The sequence below is a fragment of the Homoserinimonas flava genome, from assembly GCF_054969005.1.
This window is the reverse complement of sequence record NZ_JBUEQS010000003.1, coordinates 59,780-84,497: the sequence shown is the minus strand read 5'-3', so window position 1 is coordinate 84,497 and position 24,718 is coordinate 59,780. Positions and strand designations below refer to the sequence as shown.

General features: G+C 65.9%; 20 protein-coding genes. 4 read left to right on the top strand and 16 right to left on the bottom strand.

The features are described from left to right. Window positions 1-77 precede the first annotated feature (77 nt). The 9 genes from ACY48M_RS09165 to ACY48M_RS09125 form a co-directional block, all read right to left on the bottom strand. A complete protein-coding gene (locus ACY48M_RS09165) occupies window positions 78-914 on the bottom strand; it encodes an ATP-binding cassette domain-containing protein (protein WP_462819980.1) in 837 nt (278 codons plus the stop codon). Further along, window positions 911-2,755, bottom strand: coding sequence for a dipeptide/oligopeptide/nickel ABC transporter permease/ATP-binding protein (locus ACY48M_RS09160; protein ID WP_462819979.1), 1,845 nt, complete (start codon window positions 2,753-2,755; stop codon window positions 911-913). Before ACY48M_RS09160 ends, ACY48M_RS09165 begins: the two co-directional genes overlap by 4 nt. Next, a complete protein-coding gene (locus ACY48M_RS09155) occupies window positions 2,752-3,693 on the bottom strand; it encodes an ABC transporter permease (protein WP_462819978.1) in 942 nt (313 codons plus the stop codon). The genes ACY48M_RS09160 and ACY48M_RS09155 overlap by 4 nt, the downstream gene beginning before the upstream one ends. Before the next feature lie 86 nt (window positions 3,694-3,779). Further along, entirely contained in the window at window positions 3,780-5,312 is a 1,533-nt protein-coding gene (locus ACY48M_RS09150) for an ABC transporter substrate-binding protein (RefSeq protein WP_462819977.1), read from the bottom strand. Window positions 5,313-5,495: 183 nt separating this feature from the next. After that, window positions 5,496-6,248 carry a helix-turn-helix domain-containing protein gene (locus ACY48M_RS09145; protein ID WP_462819976.1) on the bottom strand — a complete coding sequence of 251 codons (753 nt, stop codon included), beginning with the start codon at window positions 6,246-6,248 and terminating at the stop codon, window positions 5,496-5,498. A gap of 25 nt (window positions 6,249-6,273) precedes the next feature. After that, window positions 6,274-7,098, bottom strand: coding sequence for a DUF8021 domain-containing protein (locus tag ACY48M_RS09140; protein WP_462819975.1), 825 nt, complete (start codon window positions 7,096-7,098; stop codon window positions 6,274-6,276). Then, entirely contained in the window at window positions 7,095-8,345 is a 1,251-nt protein-coding gene (locus ACY48M_RS09135) for an acyl-CoA dehydrogenase family protein (protein ID WP_462819974.1), read from the bottom strand. Before ACY48M_RS09135 ends, ACY48M_RS09140 begins: the two co-directional genes overlap by 4 nt. Window positions 8,346-8,347: 2 nt before the next feature. Continuing rightward, the gene (locus tag ACY48M_RS09130) at window positions 8,348-9,259 is read right to left on the bottom strand and encodes an SDR family oxidoreductase (protein ID WP_462819973.1); all 912 of its coding nucleotides are present in this window, start codon (window positions 9,257-9,259) and stop codon (window positions 8,348-8,350) included. A 3-nt stretch (window positions 9,260-9,262) separates the two neighbouring features. Continuing rightward, complete coding sequence (locus ACY48M_RS09125) at window positions 9,263-10,372, bottom strand: LLM class flavin-dependent oxidoreductase (RefSeq protein WP_462819972.1); 1,110 nt, start codon at window positions 10,370-10,372, stop codon at window positions 9,263-9,265. Between the two features lie 130 nt (window positions 10,373-10,502). Between ACY48M_RS09125 and ACY48M_RS09120 the strand changes: the two genes are divergently transcribed. Next, entirely contained in the window at window positions 10,503-12,134 is a 1,632-nt protein-coding gene (locus ACY48M_RS09120; RefSeq protein ID WP_462819971.1) for an SDR family oxidoreductase, read from the top strand. 55 nt (window positions 12,135-12,189) lie between these two features. Further along, window positions 12,190-12,684, top strand: a complete 495-nt coding sequence (locus ACY48M_RS09115; protein WP_462819970.1) for a flavin reductase family protein — start codon at window positions 12,190-12,192, stop codon at window positions 12,682-12,684. A gap of 6 nt (window positions 12,685-12,690) precedes the next feature. On the opposite strand, the gene ACY48M_RS09110 is transcribed toward ACY48M_RS09115, so the two are convergent. Both ACY48M_RS09110 and ACY48M_RS09105 read right to left on the bottom strand, forming a co-directional pair. Further along, window positions 12,691-13,611, bottom strand: a complete 921-nt coding sequence (locus tag ACY48M_RS09110) for an alpha/beta hydrolase (RefSeq protein WP_462819969.1) — start codon at window positions 13,609-13,611, stop codon at window positions 12,691-12,693. A 94-nt stretch (window positions 13,612-13,705) separates the two neighbouring features. After that, on the bottom strand, window positions 13,706-14,683 hold the full coding sequence (locus ACY48M_RS09105; RefSeq protein WP_462819968.1) for a sigma-70 family RNA polymerase sigma factor: 978 nt from the start codon (window positions 14,681-14,683) through the stop codon (window positions 13,706-13,708). A gap of 224 nt (window positions 14,684-14,907) precedes the next feature. Here ACY48M_RS09105 and ACY48M_RS09100 point away from each other — a divergent pair, with 224 nt between their 5' ends. Then, window positions 14,908-15,486, top strand: coding sequence for a TetR/AcrR family transcriptional regulator (locus ACY48M_RS09100; RefSeq protein WP_462819967.1), 579 nt, complete (start codon window positions 14,908-14,910; stop codon window positions 15,484-15,486). 37 nt (window positions 15,487-15,523) lie between these two features. Here the strand turns inward: ACY48M_RS09100 and ACY48M_RS09095 are convergent, their stop codons facing one another. The 3 genes from ACY48M_RS09095 to ACY48M_RS09085 form a co-directional block, all read right to left on the bottom strand. After that, window positions 15,524-16,300 carry a hypothetical protein gene (locus tag ACY48M_RS09095; protein ID WP_462819966.1) on the bottom strand — a complete coding sequence of 259 codons (777 nt, stop codon included), beginning with the start codon at window positions 16,298-16,300 and terminating at the stop codon, window positions 15,524-15,526. A 93-nt stretch (window positions 16,301-16,393) separates the two neighbouring features. After that, a complete protein-coding gene (locus ACY48M_RS09090) occupies window positions 16,394-17,170 on the bottom strand; it encodes a DNA-formamidopyrimidine glycosylase family protein (RefSeq protein ID WP_462819965.1) in 777 nt (258 codons plus the stop codon). Then, the gene (locus tag ACY48M_RS09085) at window positions 17,163-21,755 is read right to left on the bottom strand and encodes an ATP-dependent helicase (RefSeq protein WP_462819964.1); all 4,593 of its coding nucleotides are present in this window, start codon (window positions 21,753-21,755) and stop codon (window positions 17,163-17,165) included. The genes ACY48M_RS09090 and ACY48M_RS09085 overlap by 8 nt, the downstream gene beginning before the upstream one ends. Window positions 21,756-21,817: 62 nt before the next feature. On the opposite strand from ACY48M_RS09085, the gene ACY48M_RS09080 reads away from it, so the two are divergent. Further along, window positions 21,818-22,360 (top strand): NUDIX hydrolase family protein, encoded by a 543-nt coding sequence (locus tag ACY48M_RS09080; protein WP_462819963.1) that lies wholly within the window; start codon window positions 21,818-21,820, stop codon window positions 22,358-22,360. 60 nt (window positions 22,361-22,420) lie between these two features. On the opposite strand, the gene ACY48M_RS09075 is transcribed toward ACY48M_RS09080, so the two are convergent. Together ACY48M_RS09075 and ACY48M_RS09070 are read right to left on the bottom strand one after the other, a co-directional pair. Beyond that, window positions 22,421-22,924, bottom strand: a complete 504-nt coding sequence (locus tag ACY48M_RS09075) for an N-acetyltransferase family protein (RefSeq protein ID WP_462819962.1) — start codon at window positions 22,922-22,924, stop codon at window positions 22,421-22,423. A gap of 181 nt (window positions 22,925-23,105) precedes the next feature. Further along, entirely contained in the window at window positions 23,106-24,623 is a 1,518-nt protein-coding gene (locus ACY48M_RS09070; RefSeq protein ID WP_462819961.1) for a DEAD/DEAH box helicase, read from the bottom strand. Window positions 24,624-24,718: the final 95 nt, after the last annotated feature.

The following is a 24,718-nucleotide window of genomic DNA, read 5'->3' as shown; positions in this document are numbered from 1 at the left end:
ACTCGTGCTCTTCGATCCGGGCTTTCAGCGTTAGCGCAGCATTGAGAAGCGCGGCGTAGAAGCGCAGCGCCGGGAGCTCAGCTCGGCTGAGCGTCCAGGAGCGCGCGGCGCAGGTGGCGACGCTCGCGCTGGCGGTCGGGATCTGGCACCGGCGCCGCAGCGAACAAGCGCTGGGTATAGGGGTGACGAGGATCGCTTGTGACCTGCTCGACCTCGCCGGTCTCGACGATCTCGCCGCCGTTCATGACGGCAACCCGGTGACTGACGTGACGCACCACGGCAAGGTCGTGGGTGACGAACAGATAGGCAACACCCGTGCGCTCCTGAATCTCGATGAACAGGTCGAGCACACGGATCTGGGTTGACAGATCGAGCGCCGAAACCGGTTCGTCGCAGATGATGAGACGCGGATCGAGCGCAAGTGCACGTGCGATCGCGACACGCTGCCGCTGGCCGCCCGAGAACTCCCTCGGGAGTCGCTTCGCCGCATTAGTCGGCATGCCGACCTGCTCGAGCAGATCTCGCACCCGACCGCTCGCATCCACGGAGCTCACGCCGTTGGCGGTGAGTGGTTCTGCGAGGATGCTTCCGATCGTCATCGACGGATTGAGCGACGAGTATGGGTCTTGGAACACCACCTGGATCTGGCTGCTGAGCGCTCGACGCTCGCGGCGCTTCAGGTTCGAGATGTCTTGGGAGTCATACGTGATCGTTCCGCCGCTGACCGGAGCGAGCCCGAGAACCGCACGACCGAGCGTCGTTTTTCCCGACCCAGATTCGCCGACGAGGCCCACGGTCTCGCCGGGGTGGATGTCAAGCGAGACGCCTTTGATGGCGCGAAACGGCCGCGACCGAACCCGGCCGCCAGGGTATTCGACGACGAGATCGTTGATCTCCAACAGTGGTGAGCTCATGACGGCCGTACCTCCTCGCGCGCATCGACCCTTGGCGAGCGCAGCGTGCTCTCATCGAGGATCGCGCCCAACAGTGACTTCGTGTATGGATGCTGCGCAGTGTTGAAGATCGCGCGAACCGGGCCCTGCTCGACGAAGTGGCCCTCCTGCATCACGGTGACGCGGTCGCAGATGTCGGCCACAACACCGAAGTTATGGGTGACAAGGAGCATTGCCATTCCCCGCTCCGACTGCAGGTCGCGAAGCAGGTCGAGCACCTCGGCCTGCACGGTGACATCGAGCGCCGTGGTGGGTTCGTCCGCGATGATGAGGTCCGGATCCATGGAGACCGCTCCGGCGATGAGCACGCGCTGCGCCATCCCGCCCGAGAGCTCGAACGGGTACGAGCGGAAGATGCGTTCGGGGTTGGGGATGCCGACCCGGTCGAGCAGCGCGAGGGACTTGGCGACAGCATCCGCCTTGTTCATGCCCAGTCGCACGCGGAGTGGCTCTACGAGCTGACTCCCGACCGTGAATGCCGGGTCAAGGTTTGTCATCGGCTCCTGCGGCACGTATCCGATGCGCAGGCCGAGAACCTTGGCGTAGGCAGAAGCCGAAGCATCCGAGAGCGAAAGCCCGTCGAAATCGATCGTGCCACCGGTGACGCGTCCGCCGCGCGGGAGCAAACCCAGGATCGCGAATGCTGTCTGGGTCTTGCCAGACCCTGATTCACCGATGAGCCCGTGAACTTCGCCCCGCCTGATGTCGAGGTCGGCTCCAGAGACGACCTCATTGAGGCCGCCGTTTGGACGGCCATACGCAACGCGAAGCCCGCGCACGCGGAGGAGCGGCGCGCTGCCAGCTTCGGCCGTGTGCGTGTCATCCGGGTGCGTGACAATCGGGACAACATCGTCGTCTGGCAGGGACACAGAGCCGGTGTGGGCGGAGATCGTCTCCACGGCGCCTGTCTTGCTGCGCCGGGGAGCTGCCGGGGTCGCACGCTCGAGCTCGTCGCGGATGACGTTGGCAAGGAGTACCAATGAGAGGCAGGTGAGTCCGATCGCAAGCGACGGCCACAGCATCAGGATCGGCTGCCTGTACATGACGCCGAACGCTTCGCTGAGCATCCCACCCCAGGTCGGGCTTGAGGCATCGCCCAGCCCGAGGAACTCGAGCCCAGACTGGATCGAGATCGTCATGCCGAGACCCATCGACGACAAAATGATGAGCGGCGCGCGCACGACCGAGAGGATGTGGCGGCTGATGATGCGCGTATCGCTGAGGCCGGAGACTCTCGCCGCATCGACGTACAACTCTCCACGGACGCCCGCAACGGTGGTGCTCACCAGCCTGTAGAAGCCTGGGGCAAGGATGACACCGAGGATGAGCATCATGTACCACAGCGAGGGTCCGAGCACCGCGCGGGCCGCCAGCAGCACGACGATCGCCGGCAGCGCCATCGTGACGTTGGTTGCCCACTCGGCTACGGAGTTGTACCACCCGCGGTAGTAGCCCGCAATGAGCCCAGAGGTGACGCCAATGAGTATCGCCGTCACAATGCCCACCATTGCCGCAGCAATGGTGAGCTGCGTCGCCTCCAAGAGGCGGGAAAAGACATCGCGCCCTGTGGCGTCGGTGCCCAGCAAGTGTTCGGCGCTTGGCCCGGCCAGGATGTTGCGGATGTCTGAATAGCTTGGATCCTGGGGGGCCAGGATTGGGCCGAAGATGGCGACGATCGCGACCAGAGCGAGAAAGGCGCACGTCAGGAGCCCGAGCGGGCGCCGCAAGACTCGGCGAACCAGATGAGTGTGCGCCGCGGATGCGGGGGCAGGACGCGGGGGCGCGGGGTCGATGGCGCTCATGACAAACGAACTTTCGGATTCAGTGCAGGCTGCAGGAGTTCGATCAGAAGATTGACAATGACGACGATGATCGCAAAGACGACGACGAGGCCCATCATGACGGGGATGTCGCCGCGATTCGCTGCCGTGACCGCGAGTGCTCCCATGCCGGGCAGCGCGAAGATGGTCTCCACCACGACTGAACCGCCCAACAGTCCAACGAACTGTACGGCGAGGATTGCGAGTGCCGGTGCGCCGGCGTTGCGCAGGACATGCCGGTAGACGACTCGGTTCATTGAGAGCCCACGCGCTCGGAGGGTGCGCACGTAGTCCTGATTGAGTGCGTCGATCACCGAGCTGCGAACCTGCTGCGCTACGCCGGCGATCGAGAAGAGGGAGAGGGCGGCTATCGGGAGCGCGATCGCGCCGAGCCACCCCATCACCGAGGTGCTGGGGTGCACATACCCGGTGGCTCGGAACCAGCCGAGCTCGACGGCGAACACGAGCACGAAGACGAGGGCGATGAGAAAGCTCGGCATCGCAAACCCGACGAGGCTCACTACCTGAACGGCGGAGTCGACTTTGCCGCCCCGACGAGCCGCAAGCACACCCAAGATCGTGGCGATGATCATCGACACGAGTGTCGTCCCGATCACGAGGGAGAGCGTCACCGCGAGTCGACCACCAAGGTTCGACGCGATGAGTTCGTTGCCGTACCAGCTCCTCCCGAGGTCACCCTGGATGGCGCTCGTGAGCCAGTCCCAGTACTGGACGAGCAGTGAACGGTCGAGCCCGAGTTGCTCCCGTTTGAGCTGCACGGTCTCTTCGCTCGCTGACGCGCCCAGCATCCGACGCGCAATGTCGCCGCCGCCGATGTAGAGCAGCGAGAAGGCGACGAGTGAGACCATCGCTATTACCACGACCCCGCCGGCGAGTCGTTTGAGGATGAACGGGAGCATGAGGCCTTCCGTGAGTTGGGAATTCAGCCTGACGGCACCTCGGTCTGCTCGCGTGCGAGCAGACCGAGGTGCAGGGTCAGCTCAGGTCAGTTCTTTGGTTCGAATGAAAGCAATGCCGGGAAGTCCGTCATGGACGACATGGTCACTGTAGTGTTCTCGTCCACCGCAAAGAGGCTCTGCTGGCGGAAGAGCGGCGCAAACCAGGCCTGCTCGACGATGTATTCGTTGAGTTCGCTGACGGCAGCGTCGGCGTCATCGCCCCCGGTGCGAATGGTGGAGATGAGACTCTCCACCGTGGCATCCTCGGTCTGGAACGGGTTCCAGGTTGCGTTGGGAGCGATCATCGACTCGATGACGTCCCAGTCGGTGGATTGTCCGAGAGGCAGCCAGAACATGGCGAACTTGCCCGTCTGAATCGGCGTAAAGTCACCAGGTGCTGCAGAGTCGTTGAATGTCAGCGTGATGCCGATATCTGCGAGCTGCTGCTGAATGAGTTCATACGTTGTCGCGCTGACGACGCTGTAGGACACCTCGATCGTCAGCCCCGACGAGTAGCCAGCCTCGGCCAGGAGCTCCTTGGCCTTTTCTGGGTCGTAGGTGTAGTACTCATCGAGTGACGAGTCGTACCCGACTGAGCTCTCTGGGAACACCTGGGTGGTGACGGTGCCATATCCGCTGTAGGTCGCCTCCAGCATGGCCTCGCGGTCGAAGGCGTAGTTGATCGCCTGACGCACGCGCACGTCGGCGAGGGCTGGGTTCAGCGCACCGTCGCGGTCAATGAGCCAGAGCCCATTAACGTTCTTCTCTCGCTTTTCGACCGTCCAGCCGGCTCCTTCAATCTCTGCGACTGTCGCTGCTTGCGTGAAGATCGAGCCGTTCGCCTCGCCCGCTCGCACGGAGTTCACGATGGCGTTCGGCTCTTGGAGCACGCTGATGGTGAGTGCGTCGTAGCTGACGGCCTCGGGATTCCAGTAGTCCTCGTTCTTGGTGTACGAGTAGGTTGACCCGCTCACGGTGGCGCTGGCGTCGAGGATGTACGGCCCCGACCCTACTGGCTCCGTCGATGCGTTCTCGTTGGTCCACGTCGATGGCGACTGGATGAGGCCCGCGTCTTGCGAGAGTGAGCTCAGCAGCCCCGGGTTGGGCTGGTCGAGCGTGATGACGAGGGTGGTGTCGTCGGGCGTGGCGTAGGAGGTGCCGTCCAGGTTCGACGCGTTCGTCGAGGTGCCGTCACGGAACTGCTCGAGGCTCTGCTTCGCCACGTCTGCAGTGAATTCTTCGCCGTCGGTGAATGTGACGTCATCACGCAGGGTCAGCGTGAGTTCGGTGTTGTCGTCGTTGTACGACCACTCGGTGGCAAGCCAGGGCTGCACCTCTCCGTCGGCGTTGGCCGACAGAAGTGTGTCGAAGACGGCCTCGTAGTACGCCCGGCCATACTCCCAATCGACGCCCTCTGCCGGGTTGTAGCTCGGCGGAGAGACTGTGGTGGTGAGAGTGAGCCTTTCGGCGTTACCGCTGCTGTCGCTCGAACTTTCTGCGCCGGTTGAGCACGACGTGACGACGAGTGCTGTGACGGCGAGGGTGGCTAGTCCGAGAGCGGGTTTCCATCGGAGCATCATTGGTCCTTTCGATTGGCGATACCTCAGTGGATCGCCTTCGCAGCGAGGCTAGCAGAAATATCGTATTGTGACAATCGATGCTCTTATTCGAAGATCCGCAGCGTGATGCGCACCCCGAAAACCATGTGATTGCCGCACCAAGCAGCACGCATGCGGCTCGGTCTCATGATGCAACAGAGGGGGTCAGTCGCGAGCTGACTTCAGGGCCTCGCGCGCCATCGCGTCTGCCGCCTCGAGGAGAAGCTCGGCGGCGTGCTCGATAGCGGCGGCGTTGTCTGGCCGGCTCTCGAGGGCGATGTTGAGGCTCCCCGCAACGCCGAAATCTGCACGTTTCAAGGGCACGGAGACGTGGAGCACCCCGTCGTCAGGGTCATCGACGTCTGTGGCGTACCCGAGCGCTCTAATCGCGCGCATCCGGCGCTTGAGCTCGAGCCACTCCGCGTCGTCGGCGTGTGACGCCTGGAACATCGCGCGCACCGCACGGACCTCAGTGAACGAGTGGATTGCGAGCGCCGGCGCACCGCCGAACAGGGGCGCCAGTCGACCCCGCGCGTAGACGCCCTCGGGGAACTCCAATGCACCGATGCGGTGCTCATGCATCGTCATGAGGTAATCACGGTGGATGCGGCTGATAAACAGCATCCCTGGCTCGGTATAGCGAGCAGCGATCTTCACGATGCCGGGCTCAGTCGCGCGAATGAGCGGGTCAGAGCTGCGCAGCTGCCGATCGAAGTGCACGATCCCCGGTCCGAGGAGGTAGCGGCCGGACCGCACACTGAAGATGAGTCCAGCCGCGCTGAGGCTCCTGAAGTATCGGTACACCGTGCTTTCGGACTGGCCGAGCACTGCGCAGGCCTCTTCGACCGTCCACTCTGGCTGCTCTGGTGTGAACAGGTCCATCACCGAGAGCATCCGGTCAGAGCTTGTCTTCGTCATCCCGCCTTGATGTCCGATCTGGTACTCAGCCGCCGCCCGCCCAGTTGGACGACGATCCCAAGGGGAGAATCTCTCGGATCTCATCGATAATCCGGAGCTCACCATCAACGACTTTGAAGAATCCAAGCATATACATGGAGCCGGCATCGGGTCGCGGATGGTCTGGGATCGGATGGAAGTCGACGACGACGAAGCTGGCGGCGACCCCGAGCTCGGTGTCGAGCACGGGAAAGCGCCGCTCGCGGGAGCGGGGGCGTGCTGCGCGCGTGTCGTTCAGCGCTGAGGCGGGGGTGTGCACCTTGCCATCGGGTGAGAGCAGGGTGCGCAGCGTGTTCGTCGTCTTGGCGCCGTTGTCGTACTTATCGCACCGAAAATTGAACCGCGGGATATGCCCGTCGCTCTGCTCCAAGCCTTCCCAGTATCGGTCGGCGGCATCACGGAGGCCGTCCCGATCCGAGCGCCTGTGCGGGGGCACGACGGCCGAGTAGATGATGTCGGGTTTGAGGAGTTGCTCGACGTCGGCGAAGTGGCCAGTGCCATCGGTGCTCACGATCGCTTCTGCCTCGTGGAGCATCCCGTCTCGCACGTGGATCCGCTGCGCGAACGGCCGAAGTTCGCCAGCGACGGTGGCCACGCCCATGCACACGGCCTGACCCGTCTCCGGGTCGGCGAAGCCCTGGATGCCATCGAACACCGGCTGCGCACTCCATAGCCCGGCGCCCGCCGCAATCGCTGCGCCGTTCTCGGTGGTGCGGAACCCCGGCGCAAGGCGGAGCGCGTCGGGGGTGCCCGCGGAGACGGCCGCCAAATACGCGTCCAGCTCGGCAAGCAGCGCGTCTCTGCTGCTCACGAGACGCCCACCGGCGGATGCCCAAAGTGCGTGCGCCCGTAGTTGATTGCTGCGCTGTCGGACTGGTGCGCCAGGTGCCCTCGCAGCACGCCGACGTTGCGCCAATACCGCCCCAGCATGGAACCCTTCTTCGAGGCGGACGAACCTGCCGTTCGAAAAATGATGTCGACCGCTTCGTGCGCGAGATGGATGCTCTGCAAGATCACCAGGGTCAGTCGCCTGGCGTCGTCGTCGGAGCACGGTTGGCCCGTGTCCCTGCTCGTGGTCGCGAGTTCCATATAGTCGGCGGTGGCGTGCAGCAGCGCGGCGCGCGCGGTGTCGACGAGGGCGCGGCAGCGACCGAAGTTGAGCTGGTATTCGGCGAGCTCGTCTCGCCGCCCTCCCGTTGCGCCTGTTGCCTTGCGCGCAAGGAACGTCTCCTCATAGAGGTCGAGTGCGCCCTCAGCGGCGCCGACGACCACGGCGGCGGATTCGGTGATGATGAACGGCCTGGCCGGCCCAAAGAACACCGGGCTCTCCTCATAGATCTCACGGGAGAGGCTCGGCGCCATGACAGGATATGCCTTCGTGCGGTGGGACGGCACGAAGACGTCGTGCAGCACGACGCGATCGGAGCCGGTTCCTTGCATCCCGATGACATCCCAGTTGTGTTCAACCGTGTAGTCGGAGCGTTCGAACAGACCCATCCTCGTTGTCGCGTCACCGCCCGCCGCGTCACCGCCCGCCGCGTCGGCGACCGTGAACGCGAGCAGGATGTGCGTGGCGTGCGAACTGCCGGAGGCGTAGTCCCACGCACCCGTCACGCGGTATCCGCCCGGTTCCGAGACACCGTGTCCCTGTGGCGCGGCAACCTCGGGCGCCCGAAAGTCCCCATCCGCCCCGTAGGCCTCACGCTGCGCCTCAAGGGGGAAGGTCGCGAGCTGATGCACGTGGCCGAGCAGGATAGACAGCACCCACGCGGTTTCCGGGCAGCCGCGCGCGACCTCGGTGACGACCCGCACATACGTGGGCAGGTCGAAGCCGTAGCCTCCGAATGCTCGCGGCTGAATCATCCGGTAGAAGCCGGCGTCGATGAGCAGCTGGTTTGTCTCGTCGGAGATGTTCCCCGCCGCCTCGGTTTCTGCTTGGCGCTCGCGGAGGATGCCGCGCAGGTTCTGAGCGCGAGCGATCATCCCTTTCGGGGTGAGGGCTTGCTCTGGGGGTGAGACCGTCGTGCCGGCCTCAGGTGCGAACGCGGACGACGTCATGGTCAGCTCCGCTCTTCACCGCGGGTCAGGGCATCAACAGCGTTCATGGCGTCGCGGGTCTGCGCGCGACGGGCCTCTTCGAGCATGAGACGACCAGGATCGATGTCTTGCGGCGGCGGGCTCGCGGCGAGGATCGACGCGAAGTGCTCCTCCAGCTCATCCTTGAACTCCGAGTGGGAGAGGATGTACCCGCGATTGTTGATGATGCCCTCGACTACGGCCTCGCCGACGTCGCGCGGATCCATTCCAGAATCCGGTGGCGGTGCAACGGGTCCGCCGACAGGCTTCGACTGAGCGACCTCGGGCTGGAAGCGCGCTTGCCGGTTTTCCTCTGACTCCAGAATGCGGCTGCGTGTCAGCCCTGGGTAGAGCACCGAGACGCCAACGCCGCGCGACGCCAAGGTCAGGCGAAGCGAATCGCTCATCCCTCGCACCGCGTACTTCGACGCCGCATAGATGTAGTTCTCTGCGGTGGGCAAGAGGCCGGCCATCGACGAGGTGGTGACGATGTGGCCCTCGCCCTGGCGCAGCATGAGCGGCAAAAACGCCATCACACCGTTGATGGGCCCCCAGAGGTTTACTGAGAGCACCCACTCCCAGTCGGCAAAGCTCACCGTGTCGACGGGCGGGTTCACACCAACGCCAGCATTGTTGACAAGGATGTCGCATCCGCCGAAGGTGTCGAGCATCGTCTGAGCGGCACCCTGCATCGCGTCGCGGTCGATCACATCGACCGCGAGGACGGCAACATTGTCTCGCTCGCCCAGCTTGGCTTGCACTTCAGCGAGGTGGTCGGCCCGCAGGTCGGCGATCATCACTTTGGCACCACGATCGAGCAGCGCTTCGACAATGCCGAGGCCGATGCCGCTGGCCCCTCCCGTGACGAATGCCCTCTTTCCAGTGAGGTCCTTCATCGATCAGGCGTTCTGCAGAGCGCTCGGCTGCCCGTCGAGAGTGTTCTCTGACGGCCAGCTCTTGAGCTCGGGAAGGCACTTTTCGGCGAAGAGACGCATGTTGCGTTCGGCCTCCGCACGCGGCATGCCGCCGAAGTGGAAGTGCGGGAAGAAGCCCTGGAGGTTGGTCTCCGCGTTGATGCGCTCAAGCGCCTCAAGAACTTCGGTCGGGTTTCCAGCAGGCATGACACTCGCGGTCACTTCGGCCATCTCGTCGATCTTGTCTGGCGCGATCCGCATGTTCTTGTAGAACTCATTGCCCTTCGTGTTGCCGAAGTGCTCTTCGGCCATTCCGTAGTTCTTGACCGCGGCCCGGAAGTTGACGCGGTGGTACTGCAGCGACAGTTCGCGGGCTCGGTCGCCGCTCTCGTCGACGAAGATCGTGCCGGACAGCATTGGCGCCGGCGCGGTGCGCTGGTCACCGTGGGTCTCGCTCCAGACCTGGTTGTAGGTATCGAAGTCGACACCGAGCTTCGCGCGCGGTTCTGGGTTGATGATCATGACGCCCATACCGAGCTCTGCCACGGTGCGCACTGATTCAGGCGACCCGGCTGAGCCGAACACGCGGCCCTCGAAGCTCTTGAAGGGACGCGGCCGAAGCTCCCGGCGAGGCTGCTGCGTGATGTCGCCGCCCTCGATCACGCCGGTCTCCAATGCGTTGATGATCATCTCCGCGTACTCCTTATAGAGCTGTCGCGTCTGGTTGATGTCGACCCGAAGCCCGTCGTACTCCATCTTGCCAAGGCCGCGCCCGAAACCAAGAAGGAGGCGGCCTTCAGTGACATTGTCGAGCCAGAGCGCTTGTTCCGCGACTCGCACTGGATCGTTCCAGGGCAGCACAACGACCTGTGTGCCGAGCTTCACTGACCGGGTCTTGCCCGCGAGATACGCGAGGCTCTGCAGTGGCGACGGTGAAATCGAGTAGTTGCTGAAGTGGTGCTCGGTGACCCAGATTGATTCGAAGCCGAGATCTTCGGCCGCGATGGCCATGTCGAGATCCTCTTTCAGGAATGTGGTGTCGTTGACCGATTCCGCACTCTGGTGCTGGAAACCGGTGGCAATTCCTACGTGCATTGTCTTCTCCTCGTGATCGCCGATGATCGTCTGCAATGTCTATCGGTTGCAACACATTGGACACTACACTGTCATATCGTGACAATCAATGTCGTTTGTCATGACGTTCGAGAATTGAATGGATGGGTCGATGACTCAAGTGCTGCGACGAATCGTGCTGGTGGAGCCCGCGGGGCCGACCGAAGTCGGGGGTGCTCTCACGCGCTTCGGTCTGCGTGTCGGCGTTCTCGATCTGCGCGAAGTCGACAACGCGGTCGACGACCCGGAGCGGCTGGCGCCGGCATCCTCACCACATCATCGCGATGACGCCTCGCTGGTCATCGCCTTCCCGCACCTCGACCAGGGCGGTGCTGCCGGCGTCGATTGGCAGGCGCAGGTCCACCGGCCGCTGCGGCGGACGTTCACGAGCATCCGCGGCATTGTTCCCGCGATGCTGCAGCGACCCGCTGGCGGCAACGTCGTCGTGGTCGTGCCATCAACCGCCCTCGTCGCCGATTCCGACCGCACCGCCGAGTCTGTCGTTGGGCGGTGCCTCCTCGGGCTTGCGGAGGGGCTCCGCGCTGAGCTGCTCGGCACGGAGGTTTCCGTATCGATCGTGCTGACCGACGACGGCGAAGAGAATGCCGTCGCGGCGCGAATCGATGCCGCGCTAGCGAACGGCGGCCTCTATTCCCTCCCCGCGTCGGTCGTCGAAGCAGATGTCGCCGCCGTCTTCGATCCGTGGCTCGAGGCGCTTGCGAGCACCTCCTCCGACACCACCCTGCCCCCGCTCGGCCCGATGGGCGAGGTGTACCGCGCGGAGCTGCGAGGCCTCGAGGCCGAAGCGGAGAATGCGGAACTCGCACCCGCTAGTGCTGAGCAGGTTCCGGATGCCGCGGCGAAAGCTTCTGGGTTTGTGAATGCGGCTGGGTTGACGGATGCGGCCGGGTTGGCGGCGGTGGCGGGCGCTGTGCCTGGAGCGACGACGATCGTCACGGGTGGTGCGAGCGGCATCGGGCTCGGGATCGCGACGGCGCTGCTTGGGCGCGGGCTCAACGTGGTGATCGCTGACGTGCGCGAAGATCACATCGCGGATGCCATGGAGCGGCTTGCGGGGTATGGCGGGCGCGTGATGTCTCGTCGCCTTGATGTGACCGACCGACGGGCATGGCAGCAGGCCGCTGCCGAGGTTATCGAGCGCTTCGGCACCATCGACGTTGTCTGTCTTAACGCCGGCATCGGCATCCTCGGCACCGTGCTGCAGAGCAGCCAGGCCGACTGGAAGTGGGTCATGGGAGTCAACCTTGAGGGTGTGACGAATGGCATAGAGGCGCTGCTCCCGATCATGCGCGCCCAGGGTCGCGGCGGCACGGTGGTGGCCACATCCTCAGCCGGCGGGCTGATGGTGGCAGACGATGGCGGGATCTATTCTTCGGCGAAGTTCGGCGTGGTCGCGATCATGGACTGTCTCCGGGCCGAGCTCGCGTCGGAGGGGATCGGGGTGACCACGCTCTGCCCCGCCGGGGTGAATACCAATATTCACGACCACGAGACGATGCGCCCAGAGGAGTTCCGGGCGAGCGGCGTGCGGGGGAGCGACGCCGAACTGGAGGGCCGGCAGGAGATGGCCAGAGCGATGCTCGCGCACGGGGCGGACCCCCTCGCGGTGGGGGTGAGGGTGCTTGAGGCGATCGACGAGAATGCGTCGATCGTGTTCACCGATGGGGGGATCGCTCCCATCATCCGGCTCCGTCGAGCCGCGATAAGAGCATCAATTGCCTAATAGTGACAATTCTAGTACGATCAGACCACCGATTTTCCGGGAAAGGATTGCAACGATGCCTATCGACCCACAGACCTTCAGAACGATCATGGGGCACTACCCAACCGGCGTGTGCGTGATTACCTCCGTCACCGACGAAGGCGTGACAGCGGGCCTGACCGTCGGCACGTTCACCTCGGTATCGCTCGACCCGCCACTGATCGGCTTCTTCCCCGACCGCAAGTCAACGAGCTGGCCAACCATCGCTGGCGCCGGGCGCTTCTGCGTCAACGTGCTCGCGCACGATCAAGATCAGCTCGGCCTAAAGTTTGCGAGCCGTCAGGTCGACAAGTTCGCGGATGTCGCGTATCGCGTCTCCGACCGCGGGTTGCCGATGCTGGAGGGCGCGGTCGCGTGGATCGAGTGCTCACTGCACTCGGTGCAAGACGCGGGTGACCACGTTTTTGTCCTCGGCGAAGTCGAGTCGATGGCGGCGGGGCACGGTGTGTCACCCCTGGTGTTCCACCAGGGCGCCTTCGGGCAGGTCGCGCTCGCCGCATCCGTGGCCTAGGGGCAGTTAGGCACTCTCCACAACGTGCCGCGCGATGAAGGCGTCCATGTGGTCGTTCGCGACACGCGCCGAAGGGTGCGGCCCTTCAGTGAAGGCATGGTCGGCACCGGGGTAGAGGGCGAGTTCGGCCTGGTTGCCCGCAGCGAGCCAGCGGCCATACATGAACATCGAGTCGTCGAGCATCGCGTCGAGGGTGCCGACCGTGAACAGTGCCGGCGGCAGGCCGTGCAGGTCGCCGTAAAGCGGCGAGAGGTCGGGGGTGCGGCGGATGCTCGGGTCGGGAGCGTAGGCGTCGACGAGCCGCGCAATGTCCCGGGCCTTCAGCACGCCGGTCTCGGCCTGGGCCTGGCTCGGCGTCATGGTCGAGTCGTAAACGCCGAAGCTGAGCGCGGCGGCGCGGAAGTGCTGGGGGATGCCTCGCTCGCGGAGTCGCAGCAGGGTCGCGACGGCGAGCAGCGCCCCGGCCGATTCGCCGGCGATCACGAGCGAATCCGAACCGAATTCTGCGGCCGCGTGGTCGATCAGCCAGAGGGCTGCCTTCTCGCAGTCGTCCCACGCCGCGGGGTATGGGTTCTCGGGCGCCAGGCGGTACTCGACGCTCACGCACGTCACCTGCGCGGCATCGGCGATCCGCTCGAGGATAGGGTCTTGCTGGGCGGCGCCGCCGAGAGCGAACCCTCCGCCGTGAATGTGGAGCAGGACACCCTTCGGCTGAGCGCTCGGAACAACGTGGAGCGAGACCCCGTCGCCGATTGCCACATCGTAGGCCCGCTCCGAAGGCGGAGGCGCTGGCATGAAGCCGCCGCCTCGGGCGACGTCGATACCCAGGTCGAAGAGGCCGGGCATGGGTCCCATTTCGGCGAGCGACGCATTAAAGGCCGCAACTTCGGTGGGAATGGACTCGGCGCGAAAAAGGTGTTCCTGCATGGTCGAATGCTAGCAACAACTCATGTCGAAAGCCTAGTAAGCAGGACGACTGGTCCGAGAAACAGGACAGTGAGGGCCGCCGGGCCCCGCCGAATTACTCGGCGAGGGCCCCGCGGAACTCACGGGAGCGCAGGGCGCGGATGGCGCGCTGCTCAATCTGGCGAACGCGCTCGCGCGAGATGCCGAAGTGCGCACCAACCTGATCGAAGGTCATCGGCGCTTCACCGCCAAGCCCGAAACGCAGCTTGAGGACCTTCGCGTCGCGGTCTGGCAGCGTCGCGATGCACTTGTGGAGCAGATCGTGACGGATGCCGGCGCTGACGATATCGATGATGGGGGCATGCTGCTCGTCCTCGATGAGGTCGCCGAGCACCGTGTCCTGTTCGTCGCCCACCGGCGTGTGGATGCTCACGGGGTCGCGATCGACATCGAGGTACAACTGCACCTTCTCCGGCGAGAACCCTGTTTCGATGGCGATGTCCTCGATGCTGGGGCGACGACCGGTCTCGGCTTCCATTTCGCGGAAGAGCTTGCGCACCGTGACGACCTTTTCTGCCGCGTGCACGGGAATGCGAATGAGCCGCGAGGAGTCGGCGATGCAGCGGCTGATCGACTGACGGATCCACCAGGTTGCATACGTGGAGAACTTGTAGCCCTTGGCGTAGTCGAACTTCTTGACCGCGCGGTCGAGACCGATGTTGCCCTCTTGGATGAGGTCCATGAAGGGCACCCCGTGACCGAGGTAGTTCTTGGCGACGCTGACGACGAGGCGCAGGTTGGCGCGCACGAAGTTGCGATAGGCCGCTTCTCCGTCTTGCACGAGCTGCTTGAGTTCGCGTGCCTTCCGCTGGTCATCGACGCCGACGTCGAGTGCCTCGCGTGCCAGCACGCCCGCTTCGATGATGCGGGCAAGCTCGGGTTCTTCTTCAGGTGCGAGAAGGGGGATCGCTGAGATCCCCTGCAGGTAGTCGCGCACGGCGTCATCGGAGACCCGTGCGAATCCTGCGTCTGACTGTGCTTGTGCGGTTGTGCTTCTGCTTGATGGTGGTGCCGCGATTGCGATGGTGTTCACGGTATCCCTCATTCCTTCGATGAAATTCGGAGAGCAATTGTCTTCATGGAGAACGCTCTCTCTACCCCTATCCAAGGGGGAGAGAGAGCGTTCTGTCAAGTCCAAACGAGAGAGAACGCTCACTATCAACCAGAACGTACGCTCTGTACCACGTTTGCGGGATAGACGCACCCCGCGAGGAGGGGTAGAGAGAACGTTCTTATACCAATAGGATGGGCCGAGACATGACAGAGCCATCGAAGTCCGGAGCGCGAGAGCGCATCCTTCAGGCGGCCTACGACCTCTTCTCTCGCCGGGGTATTCGCGACGTCAGCGTTGATGAAATCATTGGCCGCTCCAGCGTCGCCATTGCCACCTTCTACCGGCATTTCGGCTCCAAGGAGCAGCTGGCCGAAGCGTTCCTCGAACGTCGCGAGGAGGTGTGGACCTCAGAACTCATCGTTGCCGAGGCGCAGAAGCGTACGAGCGATCCAGTCGAACAACTGCTTGCCATTTTTGACATCTTCGAGGAGTGGTTCGCGCTTGATGACTATGAGGGGGACTCCTTCGTCAAGGTGCTTCTCGAGATGGGCCCCGAGCATCCGCTTGGCAAAGCGAGCATCGCGCACCTCAACACGGTGCGAGCAGCCCTTCGCGGCATCGCCGAGCGGGCGGGACTCACCGAACTCGACGACTTTGCGCACTCGATGCAGATCCTCATGAAGGGATCGATCATCACCGCATCGATGGGTGACCGCAACGCGGCCGACCGGGCGAAGGCAATGGCCGTCAGCCTCATTCGCGAGCACACTCCAGCGGCATAACAGTCGCGGCACGAAGCGTGGTGAGATTTCCGCGCGGTTAGATCTCCGACATCCCGCGGCCGCGGTCGTCGCGTCCCTGCTCGGCAAGGGCCGCGGCTCGCTCGGCGAGGCGGCGTTGCACGTCCGCCTGCGCGTCGTCGATGACCGACCGATCGAGCGGCGCGTTCATGTGTTCACTTGTGCCATGCCACTGCGCAATATAGGCGTCGAGCGCTGGACCGGACTCCCACGAGGTGATGAGACAGTAGCGGTTCTCGGGGCCACGGTGCCAGACCGCGTGCCAGAAGCGCTGGGTGTCGACGATGACCTGCGCGCCGGCGGGCAGCGGGATGCGGATCTCGGTGTCGGAGTCGTAGCGGTCTTCGCGGAGCACCAAGTACGAGGCGGGGTCGTCGCTGAGGTTGAAGAACCCGCGCACAATCCAACCGCTGCCGTCAGGGTTGAGCCGGTTGTTGTCGTCCTGGTGCAGGTTGTAGAGCGTCTCGGGATACGACGTTGGTTTGAGCTCGATGACGCGGCAGCGGCCAACATTCGAACCCGGCTCCTGCGCGCGGCGGGTCAGATTGGGGGCCTTCTCGACCTGGGAGGCGATCCAGACACCGTCTTTGTCGGTGCGTGGCGGCGTGTGGTTCCAGAACCCGTTGACCTCGATTGCGCCGTTCGCGCTCGCGAGCGGGGCGAATCGGGTGTCGCCGGATGACTTCCAGTCGACGTATTCGAGGTCGAGCCACTCTTTGGGGTCCTGCGACTGGTCGTACCGGTCGAGGATGACGAAGCCGGTGGACTCAAGCGCCGCTGACGTCACGTAGCTCATTCGAAGATGCGCCTTTCGTTGAGAGAGCCAGCACCCGTTTCACCGACTCATCTTAGGAGACCCTAACATTCCGCGGCGGGCGCGATGGCGCGCCTAATGCTGGCAATGGGGGCACCAGTGGCTCTGTCGAGCATGCTCGCCCTCGGCCCCCAACTCTGCCGAGCGCACGGGGGTGCCGCAGCGAAGGCAGGGCCTGCCGCCCCGTCCATACACCCACGACGTTGCCCCGCGCAGCCGCCCCGTCGTGGTGCGTTCGCTGCGGTCTTTGTTGGCCTGGATCAGGCGGAACGCGAGGTCGACGAGCTTCTCGGCCTGCGGCACGTCGCCGACGGGAGTGGTCGGCAGCACGCCGCGGAGAAAGCACAGCTCGTTGACGTAGACGTTGCCGAGGCCCGCGAGGTTCCTCTGATCCAGCAGGGCAAAAAACACGGGACGCTCCGGTCTCGCGAGCAGCCGCGTGAGCGCAGCATCCGCATTCCAGTCGTCACCAAGGAGGTCAGGGCCCAGATGCTCGAGCAGCGACGACTCTTCATCGCGTCGCACGACCTCGACGAGCCCGAGCTCAAAGCCCACCGCGAGCCGGTCGTCGGTTCCGAGGATGATGCGCGCCTTCCATCCGGGCCTCTGCCATCGTGTGCCGTGCCGGTAGAGGTGCCAGGCCCCCTCCATCTTGAGGTGGGTGTGGATGCAGTGGTCACCAACGCGGGTGAGCAGGTGCTTGCCGTGCGGCACGACCGACTCGATCACGTCGCCGCTGAGGTCGACCGTGGCGAACTTCGGCACCCGGATGTCGCAGCGTTCGAGTGTGCGGCCGGCGAGAGCCTCATCGAGGTGCTTCGCCGTCAGGTAGACGGTGTCTCCCTCAGGCACGGAGGCTCAGCCCCTGCGGTGTCACCGCGAAGCCGGCCTCGACGAGGGCGTCGCCGAACGGGGTGCCGACGACGAACTCGCCGTTGACCCGCTCGACCCGCATTCTCCCCGTGTGCGCCCTGGTCATGGTGCTGACCAGGTTGCTGGCGATCGTGGTGACCACGGCCGGTTCGTCGTCGAAGAGCAGCATGCTTTTGCCGCCGCGTTCAACATAGAGCGCGAGTGCCCCGTCGACGAGCACGACCATCGCGCCCACTTTGCGTCCGGGCCTGTGGCTTGTCTCGCCTTTCGGCCAGGGGAGGGCGGCACCGTAGGGGTTCGCTGGGTCGGCGGCGGCGAGTGTGACCGCGTGAAGTCGTGGCGGAGCATCTGGGTCGACGGCGAACACCCGCAGCCGGTCGACGGTGGGGCCGGTCGCGAACTGGGCCGCGCCAAGCCCCTCGATGAAGTACCCGCGACGCGCCCGCCCGCTCTCTTCGAAGCGGCTCAGCACCTTGTAGACGAGTGAGAACCCGCCACGGATGCCCTCACTCATCACCGCACCGCGCGTGACGATGCCGTGCCGCTCGAGCAGGCCCTCCGCCACAGCGAGCCCGCGCACAGTCGTGTCGTCGCTGCCTGTGCGCTGCACGAGCGACCATCGTCCGGCAACGCTCGGCCCGCCGGACTGGCTCGGCAGCGATGGTCGCGCGTGCCCTCGGAATGATCGGGTGCGCGGTGCCGGGCGCCGCGCCGGGCCCCCCGCAGAGGCGCGCAGCGGCGCGAGCGTGTCGTTGGTGATGAGCCCCGCCCAGGCGAGATCCCAGATCGCACCGGTGAGGGCTTTGTCGTCCCGGCTCGCGACGGCGTCGGCGAGTTGGCGAAAGAAGTAGGCGCCCCCACCGGCGAGAGCGTCGAGGATGCCGCGGTGCAGTTCGGTCTCGTCGAGCGGCCCCGGCTCGCCCAGCGTGAACGGCATTGTCTCTGTCAGGTGGAGGGTGACCCAGCCGTCGCTTGCACCGAGTGATCCAGCCCCCGCCCAGGCGACCTCACCGGTCGCGGTGAGTTCGTCGAGCATGGCTGGGGAGTAATCGCGCACCCGCGACGGCAGCACAAGGGTCTCGAGCGCGGAGGCGGGCACGGCGACGCCCGAAAGCTGCTCGATCACCTGCGCCACCCCGTCGATGCCCCGGAGCGGCTCGTCGAGGTGCTGCCAGGAGCTGAGGAAGCGTCCGTAGGTTGCGGCATCCACCGGTTCGACCTCGTGACGGAGGGCGGCGAGCGAGCGGCTGCGCAGACGACGCAACACCTCGGCATCGCACCATTCGGCGCCGCTGCTGCCCGGCCGAAACTCGCCCTCCACCACGCGACGCTGCAGCTCCAGCCTGCGGAGCGTGTCGGTGACGACGGCGGTGCCGAGCCCGAATCGTGCGGCGCATTCCGCCGCCGTGAACGGCGCGTGGGTGCGGGCGTAGCGGCTCACGAGGTCGCCAACGGGGTCGTCGACGGGTTCGAGGAACACCTCCGGAATACCGACCGGCAGTGGTGCGCCAAGCACATCGCGAAGTCGGGCGGCATCCTCGACGACAGCCCAGCGGGCATCGCCCGCGATTGCCACCTGCAGGAGCCGGTTTGCCCGGGCGAGCGCGTCGAGCGCGGTTGTCTCCACGGGCACGGTCGAGCGCTCCTGCAGCTCCGAGACGCTCATCGGCCCGAGCATCCGCAGCAGGTCGACAGCGCCCTCGACGTCGCGCGCCTGGCGTTCGGGCGCGAGCCGCTGCAGCTCACGTTCGGTCTGCGCGATCACGTCGGCGTCGAGCAGCTCGCGCAACTCAGCCCGGCCGAGCAGCTCACCGAGCAGCGCCGAGTCGAGCGAGAGCGCGGCAGCCCGACGCTCGGCGAGCGGCGAATCACCCTCGTACATAAACGCGGCGACATAGCCGAAGAGCAGGGAGCGGGCGAACGGCGACGCCGACACAGTCTCGACCTCAACGACACGGATGCTGCGACCCTCGATCTGTGTCACCAACTCGGTGAGCGCCGGAAGGTTGTACACATCTTGCAGCACCTCCCGCACCGTCTCGAGCACGATCGGGAACGTCGGGTACTTCGACGCGACCGCAAGGAGCTGCGCCGCCCGCTGCCGCTGCTGCCAGAGCGGCGACCGCCGTGCAGGGTTGTAGCGGGGGAGCAGCAGGGCGCGCGCCGCACACTCGCGAAAACGCGAGGCGAAGAGCGCGGATCCGCCCACCTCACGGGTGACGATTTCGGCCAACTCTGTCGGGTCGAACGCGAACAGGTCCGCACCGGGCGGGGGAGCATCCGTGTCGGGGATGCGCACGACGATGCCGTCATCCGCCGCCATTGCGGCGCCATCAACACCGAGGGTGTCGCGGATGCGCGCGCTCACCGCGAGCGCCCACGGTGCATGCACCGGCATGCCGTAGGGGGAGTGCAGCACCAGGCGCCAGTCGCCGAGCTCGTCGCGGAACCGCTCGACAACGAGGGTGCGGTCGGTCGGCACATGGCCGGTCGCCTCGCGCTGCTCCCGCACGAAGGAGATGAGGTTGTTGACGGCGCGCTCATCGAGGCCGACCTCTGCAAGTCGCTGCCGCATGGCATCCTCGTGCCCCGCGGCGACCTCGCGGGTGAACTCGCCGATCGCGCGCCCGAGTTCGGCTGGGCGGCCGAGACCGTCGCCCTTCCAGAACGGCACGCGGCCCGGCTGCCCGAACGCGGGTGACACCACGACGCGGTCGTGCGTGATGTCTTCGATGCGCCAGCTTGTCGCACCGAGCGCGAAGACGTCGCCAACCCGCGACTCGTAGACCATTTCCTCGTCGAGCTCGCCGACGCGCCGCCCGCCTCCGCCGGTCGCTGATCCTGTCGAGGCATCGCCGCCGACCATGAAAACGCCGAAGAGGCCACGGTCGGGGATGGTGCCGCCCGACATGACGGCGAGGCGTTGGGCGCCGGGCCGACCGGTGATGGTGCCGGCAACGCGATCCCACACGATTCGAGGGCGCAGTTCTGCGAACTCGTCGGAAGGGTAGCGACCGCTCAGCAGGTCGAGCGTCGCGTCGAAGGCGCTGCGGGGGAGTGCCGCGAAGGGGGCGCTCCTCCGCACCGTGTCGAACCACTCCTCCACATCGAGCGTGTCGAGCGCGACGGCCGCGACTGTCTGCTGGGCGAGGATGTCGAGCGGGTTCTGCGGCACCGCGATCTGCTCGATGAGACCCTGCCCCATCCGCTCCGTCGCGACCGCGGAGTGCAGCAGGTCGGCGCGGTGCTTGGGAAACAGGATGCCGCGCGACACCTCCCCGACGCCGTGGCCGGCCCGGCCGATGCGCTGGAGCCCACTCGCGACCGACGGCGGCGACTCCACCTGGATGACGAGGTCGAGCGCCCCCATGTCGATGCCAAGCTCAAGGGAGGAGGTCGCGACAACGCACCGCAGTCGGCCCGACTTCAGCTCGTCCTCGATGTACGCGCGACGCTCCTTCGAGACCGATCCGTGGTGTGCCATGGCGAGCAGCCCTGCCGATGAGCCCGTCGAGCCGGACTGGCCCATCATTTGCGCGGGCACCGCCGCTGGTTGAGTAAGGCGCGCAGTGCCCCCTCCCGCTGGTTGAGTAGCGAGCGTATCGAAACCGCCCCCCGCACCACTCTCCGCCAACACCCCCAACCGCTCCTCATAGATCTCGTTGAGCCGCGCGGTGAGCCGTTCGGCAAGCCTTCGGGAGTTGGCGAACACGATGGTCGAGCGGCATTCGAGGATGCGGTCGACGATCTGCTCCTCCACATGCGGCCAGATCGACTGCTGTGGGGCGGCGCTCGCCGTGGCACCCTCGCGGACCGGCGCCGAGCCGAGCTCGGTCATGTCTTCGACCGGCACGGCGACCGTCAGGTCGAACTGTTTCGCCGACGCGGGGGCAATGATCTCGACGGGTGCCGAGCCGGCGAGGAACCGTGCGATCTCCTCCCGAGGCCGCACGGTCGCCGAGAGTCCGATGCGCTGGGCGGGCCGCGCGAGCAGAGCGTCGAGGCGTTCGAGCGAGACGGCGAGGTGCGCCCCACGCTTCGTCGCCGCGACCGCATGGATCTCATCGACGATGACGGTGTCGACCGTCGCGAGGGCTTCTCGCGCCGACGACGTGAGCATGAGGTAGAGCGATTCGGGTGTTGTGATGAGAATCTCGGGCGGGGTGCGCTGCAGTGCGCGGCGCTCCGCCGAGGTGGTGTCGCCGGAGCGCACACCGACGCTCACAGCCGGCGCCGGCATCCCGAGCCTCGCCGCCGTGCGGGTGATGCCGACGAGCGGCGACCGCAGGTTGCGTTCGACGTCGACCCCGAGCGCTTTAAGCGGGGAGATGTAGAGCACGCGCGTGCCGGGAGGGCGGTCGGCGGATGCTTCGGCCGCCAGCCGATCGATGGCCCAGAGAAACGCGGCCAGCGTCTTTCCCGAGCCCGTCGGCGCCACCACGAGTGCGTTGCCGCCGCCTGATATGGCTTTCCACGCGCCATCCTGCACCGGTGTCGGCCCGGTGAAGGCACCCTCAAACCACTCGCGTGTTGCGGGGCTGAAGAGGTCAAGGGCGGAACCCATGGTGTTTATCCTCGCCGAGACCCCTGACAGTCTTCCCCCTTGCAGTGCTACAGAATGAAGTCATGAGCGCTACAGGCACCCCCGACCCCGGCAATTCGTGGCTCTCCGACGTTGAGCTGCTCGAACTTCGGCGACGGATCCCGATCCTGTATGTCGAGGCGGTGCCGGTGCGACTTGACCCGCTCGGGGTGGTGACGCAGGTCGGCGTGCTGCTGCGGGCATCCATCACGGGGGAGATGACGCGCACGCTCGTCTCCGGCCGCGTCATGTACGGCGAGACGGTGCGCGAGGCGCTCTTTCGCCACCTCGAGAAGGATCTCGGGCCGATGGCGTTCCCGCAGCTGCCGGCGAGCCCGACACCGTTTACGGTCGCGGAGTACTTTCCGATGCCCGGCATCAGCGCCTACACGGATGATCGCCAGCACGCCGTCGCGCTCGCCTTTGTTGTGCCGGTCACCGGCACATGCGAGCCGCGCCAAGACGCACTCGAGATCACCTGGGTGACGCCAGACGAGGCGACGAGCTACACCCTCACCGATGAGATGGAGGGTGGCAGGGCGACGCTGCTCCGTGCAGCGCTCGCGCACGTCGGAGTGCTGCCCTAGCCAGAGCCGCTGGTTGAGTAGGCCCGCCAGGGCCGTATCGAAACCCGCACCCTTCGGCTCCTACCGCACGAACCGCACTTCGACGATTTCCTCGCCGAGGAACGGCTTCGTCTGCTCGGCCCCATCGAGGGCCATCCCGTTGCGCGTGTAGAACGCGTGGGCACGGGGGTTGTCTTTCGCAACCCAGAGGTACCCGGGGTTGGCGCCACACGCCGCGTCGAACAGGCGCTGACCGAGCCCGGTGCCCTGGTAGTCGGCGAGCAGGTAGATAAAGTACAGCTCGCGTTCGCGCGGTGCGTCGTCGTCGCGCGCCGGGCCGGAGCCGACGAAGCCGACGATCTCGCCGTCGACGAGCGCCGCGTACTGGTGATACTCCTCACCGCGCGTGGCCATGCGTGACCACAGTTCGGCCATGCGTCGCGGCGACAGGTTCTCGAGCGCAGCCGTGCTGACGAGGTGGTCATAGGTCTGGTGCCAGCAGGTTGCGTGCACGCGTCCAAGGTCTTCGACGTCGGAGTCGCGGATCGGGCGGATAAGGGCGTTGGCAACATCGTTGGTGCTCATGGCTTGAGCCTAAGACGCGGGCGGTCCCGAGCGAAATCGACCGTCCACCCTGGCGCGCCGCTCTCGCCGAGCGCTCCCGTAGGTTGAGTAGGCCCGCCAGGCCGTATCGAAACCCGGAACGAACCTTCGTCGGGGTTTCGATACGCTCGCTGACGCTCGCTACTCAACCAGCGAGTGGCTGTTAGCCCTGCGCGCGGCGCCCGGCACGGCGCTGACCGCTGGGTGCGGCGCTCGGCGTGGAGGTGCTGAACGTGGTGGTGCTGCCGCCGCTGCGGGTGCGTGGCGCGTGCGATCCGGCGCCCGAGCCGGCGGCGCGGGCCGGTCGGCCCTGGCCGCTGCGTGCGCCTGAGCGCACGGTGTCGCCGGATGCCGGGGCGCCGGCACCCGAGCGGGCCGGGCGGCCCGAGCGGTCGCGGCGGGGTGCGCCCGAGCCGTCGCGCGCGTCGCGCTTGCGCTGCGCGTTGGCGCCCTGCGACTGTCCACCGCCACGAGTCTGCTCCTGGCGCGGGCTCGGCTTCACGTACTCGGCGACGGCGCCGACGAGGGCGACGACGGGTGCCGAGTCGGCGGTGACCCGCTGCGGCTGCACGTCGATCGCGGCCTTGCGCAGCAGCGCGAGGGTGTCTTTCTTCTGCGTCGGCATCATGAGGGTGACGACATCGCCCGACTCTCCCGCGCGGGCGGTGCGGCCACTGCGGTGCAGGTACGCCTTGTGCTCGGCGGGCGGGTCGACGTGGATGACGAGTTCGATGTTGTCGACGTGCACACCGCGCGCCGCGACATCCGTCGCCACCAGCACCTTGACGCTGCCATCGCTGAAGGCGGCGAGGTTGCGGTCACGGGCCGGCTGCGAAAGATTGCCGTGCAGGTCGACGGAGGGGATGCCGGCGTCGGTGAGCTGCTTGGCGAGCTTCTTGGCGTGGTGCTTGGTGCGCATGAAGAGGATGCGACGGCCGCTGCCTGAGGCGAGCTTCTCGACGAGTGCCTTCTTGGCGTCGACACCGTCGACCTCGAAGAGGTGGTGGGTCATGTCGGCGACGTGGGAGGTGGCCTCGTCGACCGAGTGCAACACCTCGTTGTGGAGGTAGCGACGCACGAGCTTGTCCACGCCGTTGTCGAGCGTGGCGCTGAAGAGCATGCGCTGGCCGGTCTGCGGCGTCTTGTCCATGATGCGGGTGACAACGGGCAGGAACCCAAGGTCGGCCATGTGGTCGGCCTCGTCGAGCACCGTGATCTCGACGGCGTCGAGCTGCACGAAGCCCTGCTTCATGAGGTCTTCGAGGCGGCCGGGGCAGGCCACGACGATGTCGACGCCGGCCTTGAGCGCGGCGACCTGACGCTGCTGCGAGACGCCACCGAAGATCGTGGTGACGTTCATGTTGTATGCGGCGGCGAGTGGCTCGATCACGGCGGTGATCTGGGTGGCGAGCTCACGCGTCGGGGCGAGGATGAGGCCGAGCGGGCGACCCGGGCGACGCTTGCCTCCGGCGAGGTTGCCGCCGAGGCGCGCGACCATGGGGATCGAGAAGGCGAGGGTCTTGCCGGAGCCCGTCTTGCCGCGCCCGAGCACGTCGCGCCCGTTCAGGGTGTCGGGCAGGGTGTCGACCTGGATGGGGAAGGCCGTCGTCTTGCCGACCTTCTCGAGGGCGGTGACGAGGGCTGTTGGCACGCCGAGCGCGCCGAAGGTGATTTCAGTCAAGGGTGTGGTGTCTTTCGGATGATTGCCGGTTGAGTAGGCGCGCAGCGCCGTATCGAAACCAGCTGCATGGGCGAAGGTGGCGATGGCCACATCCG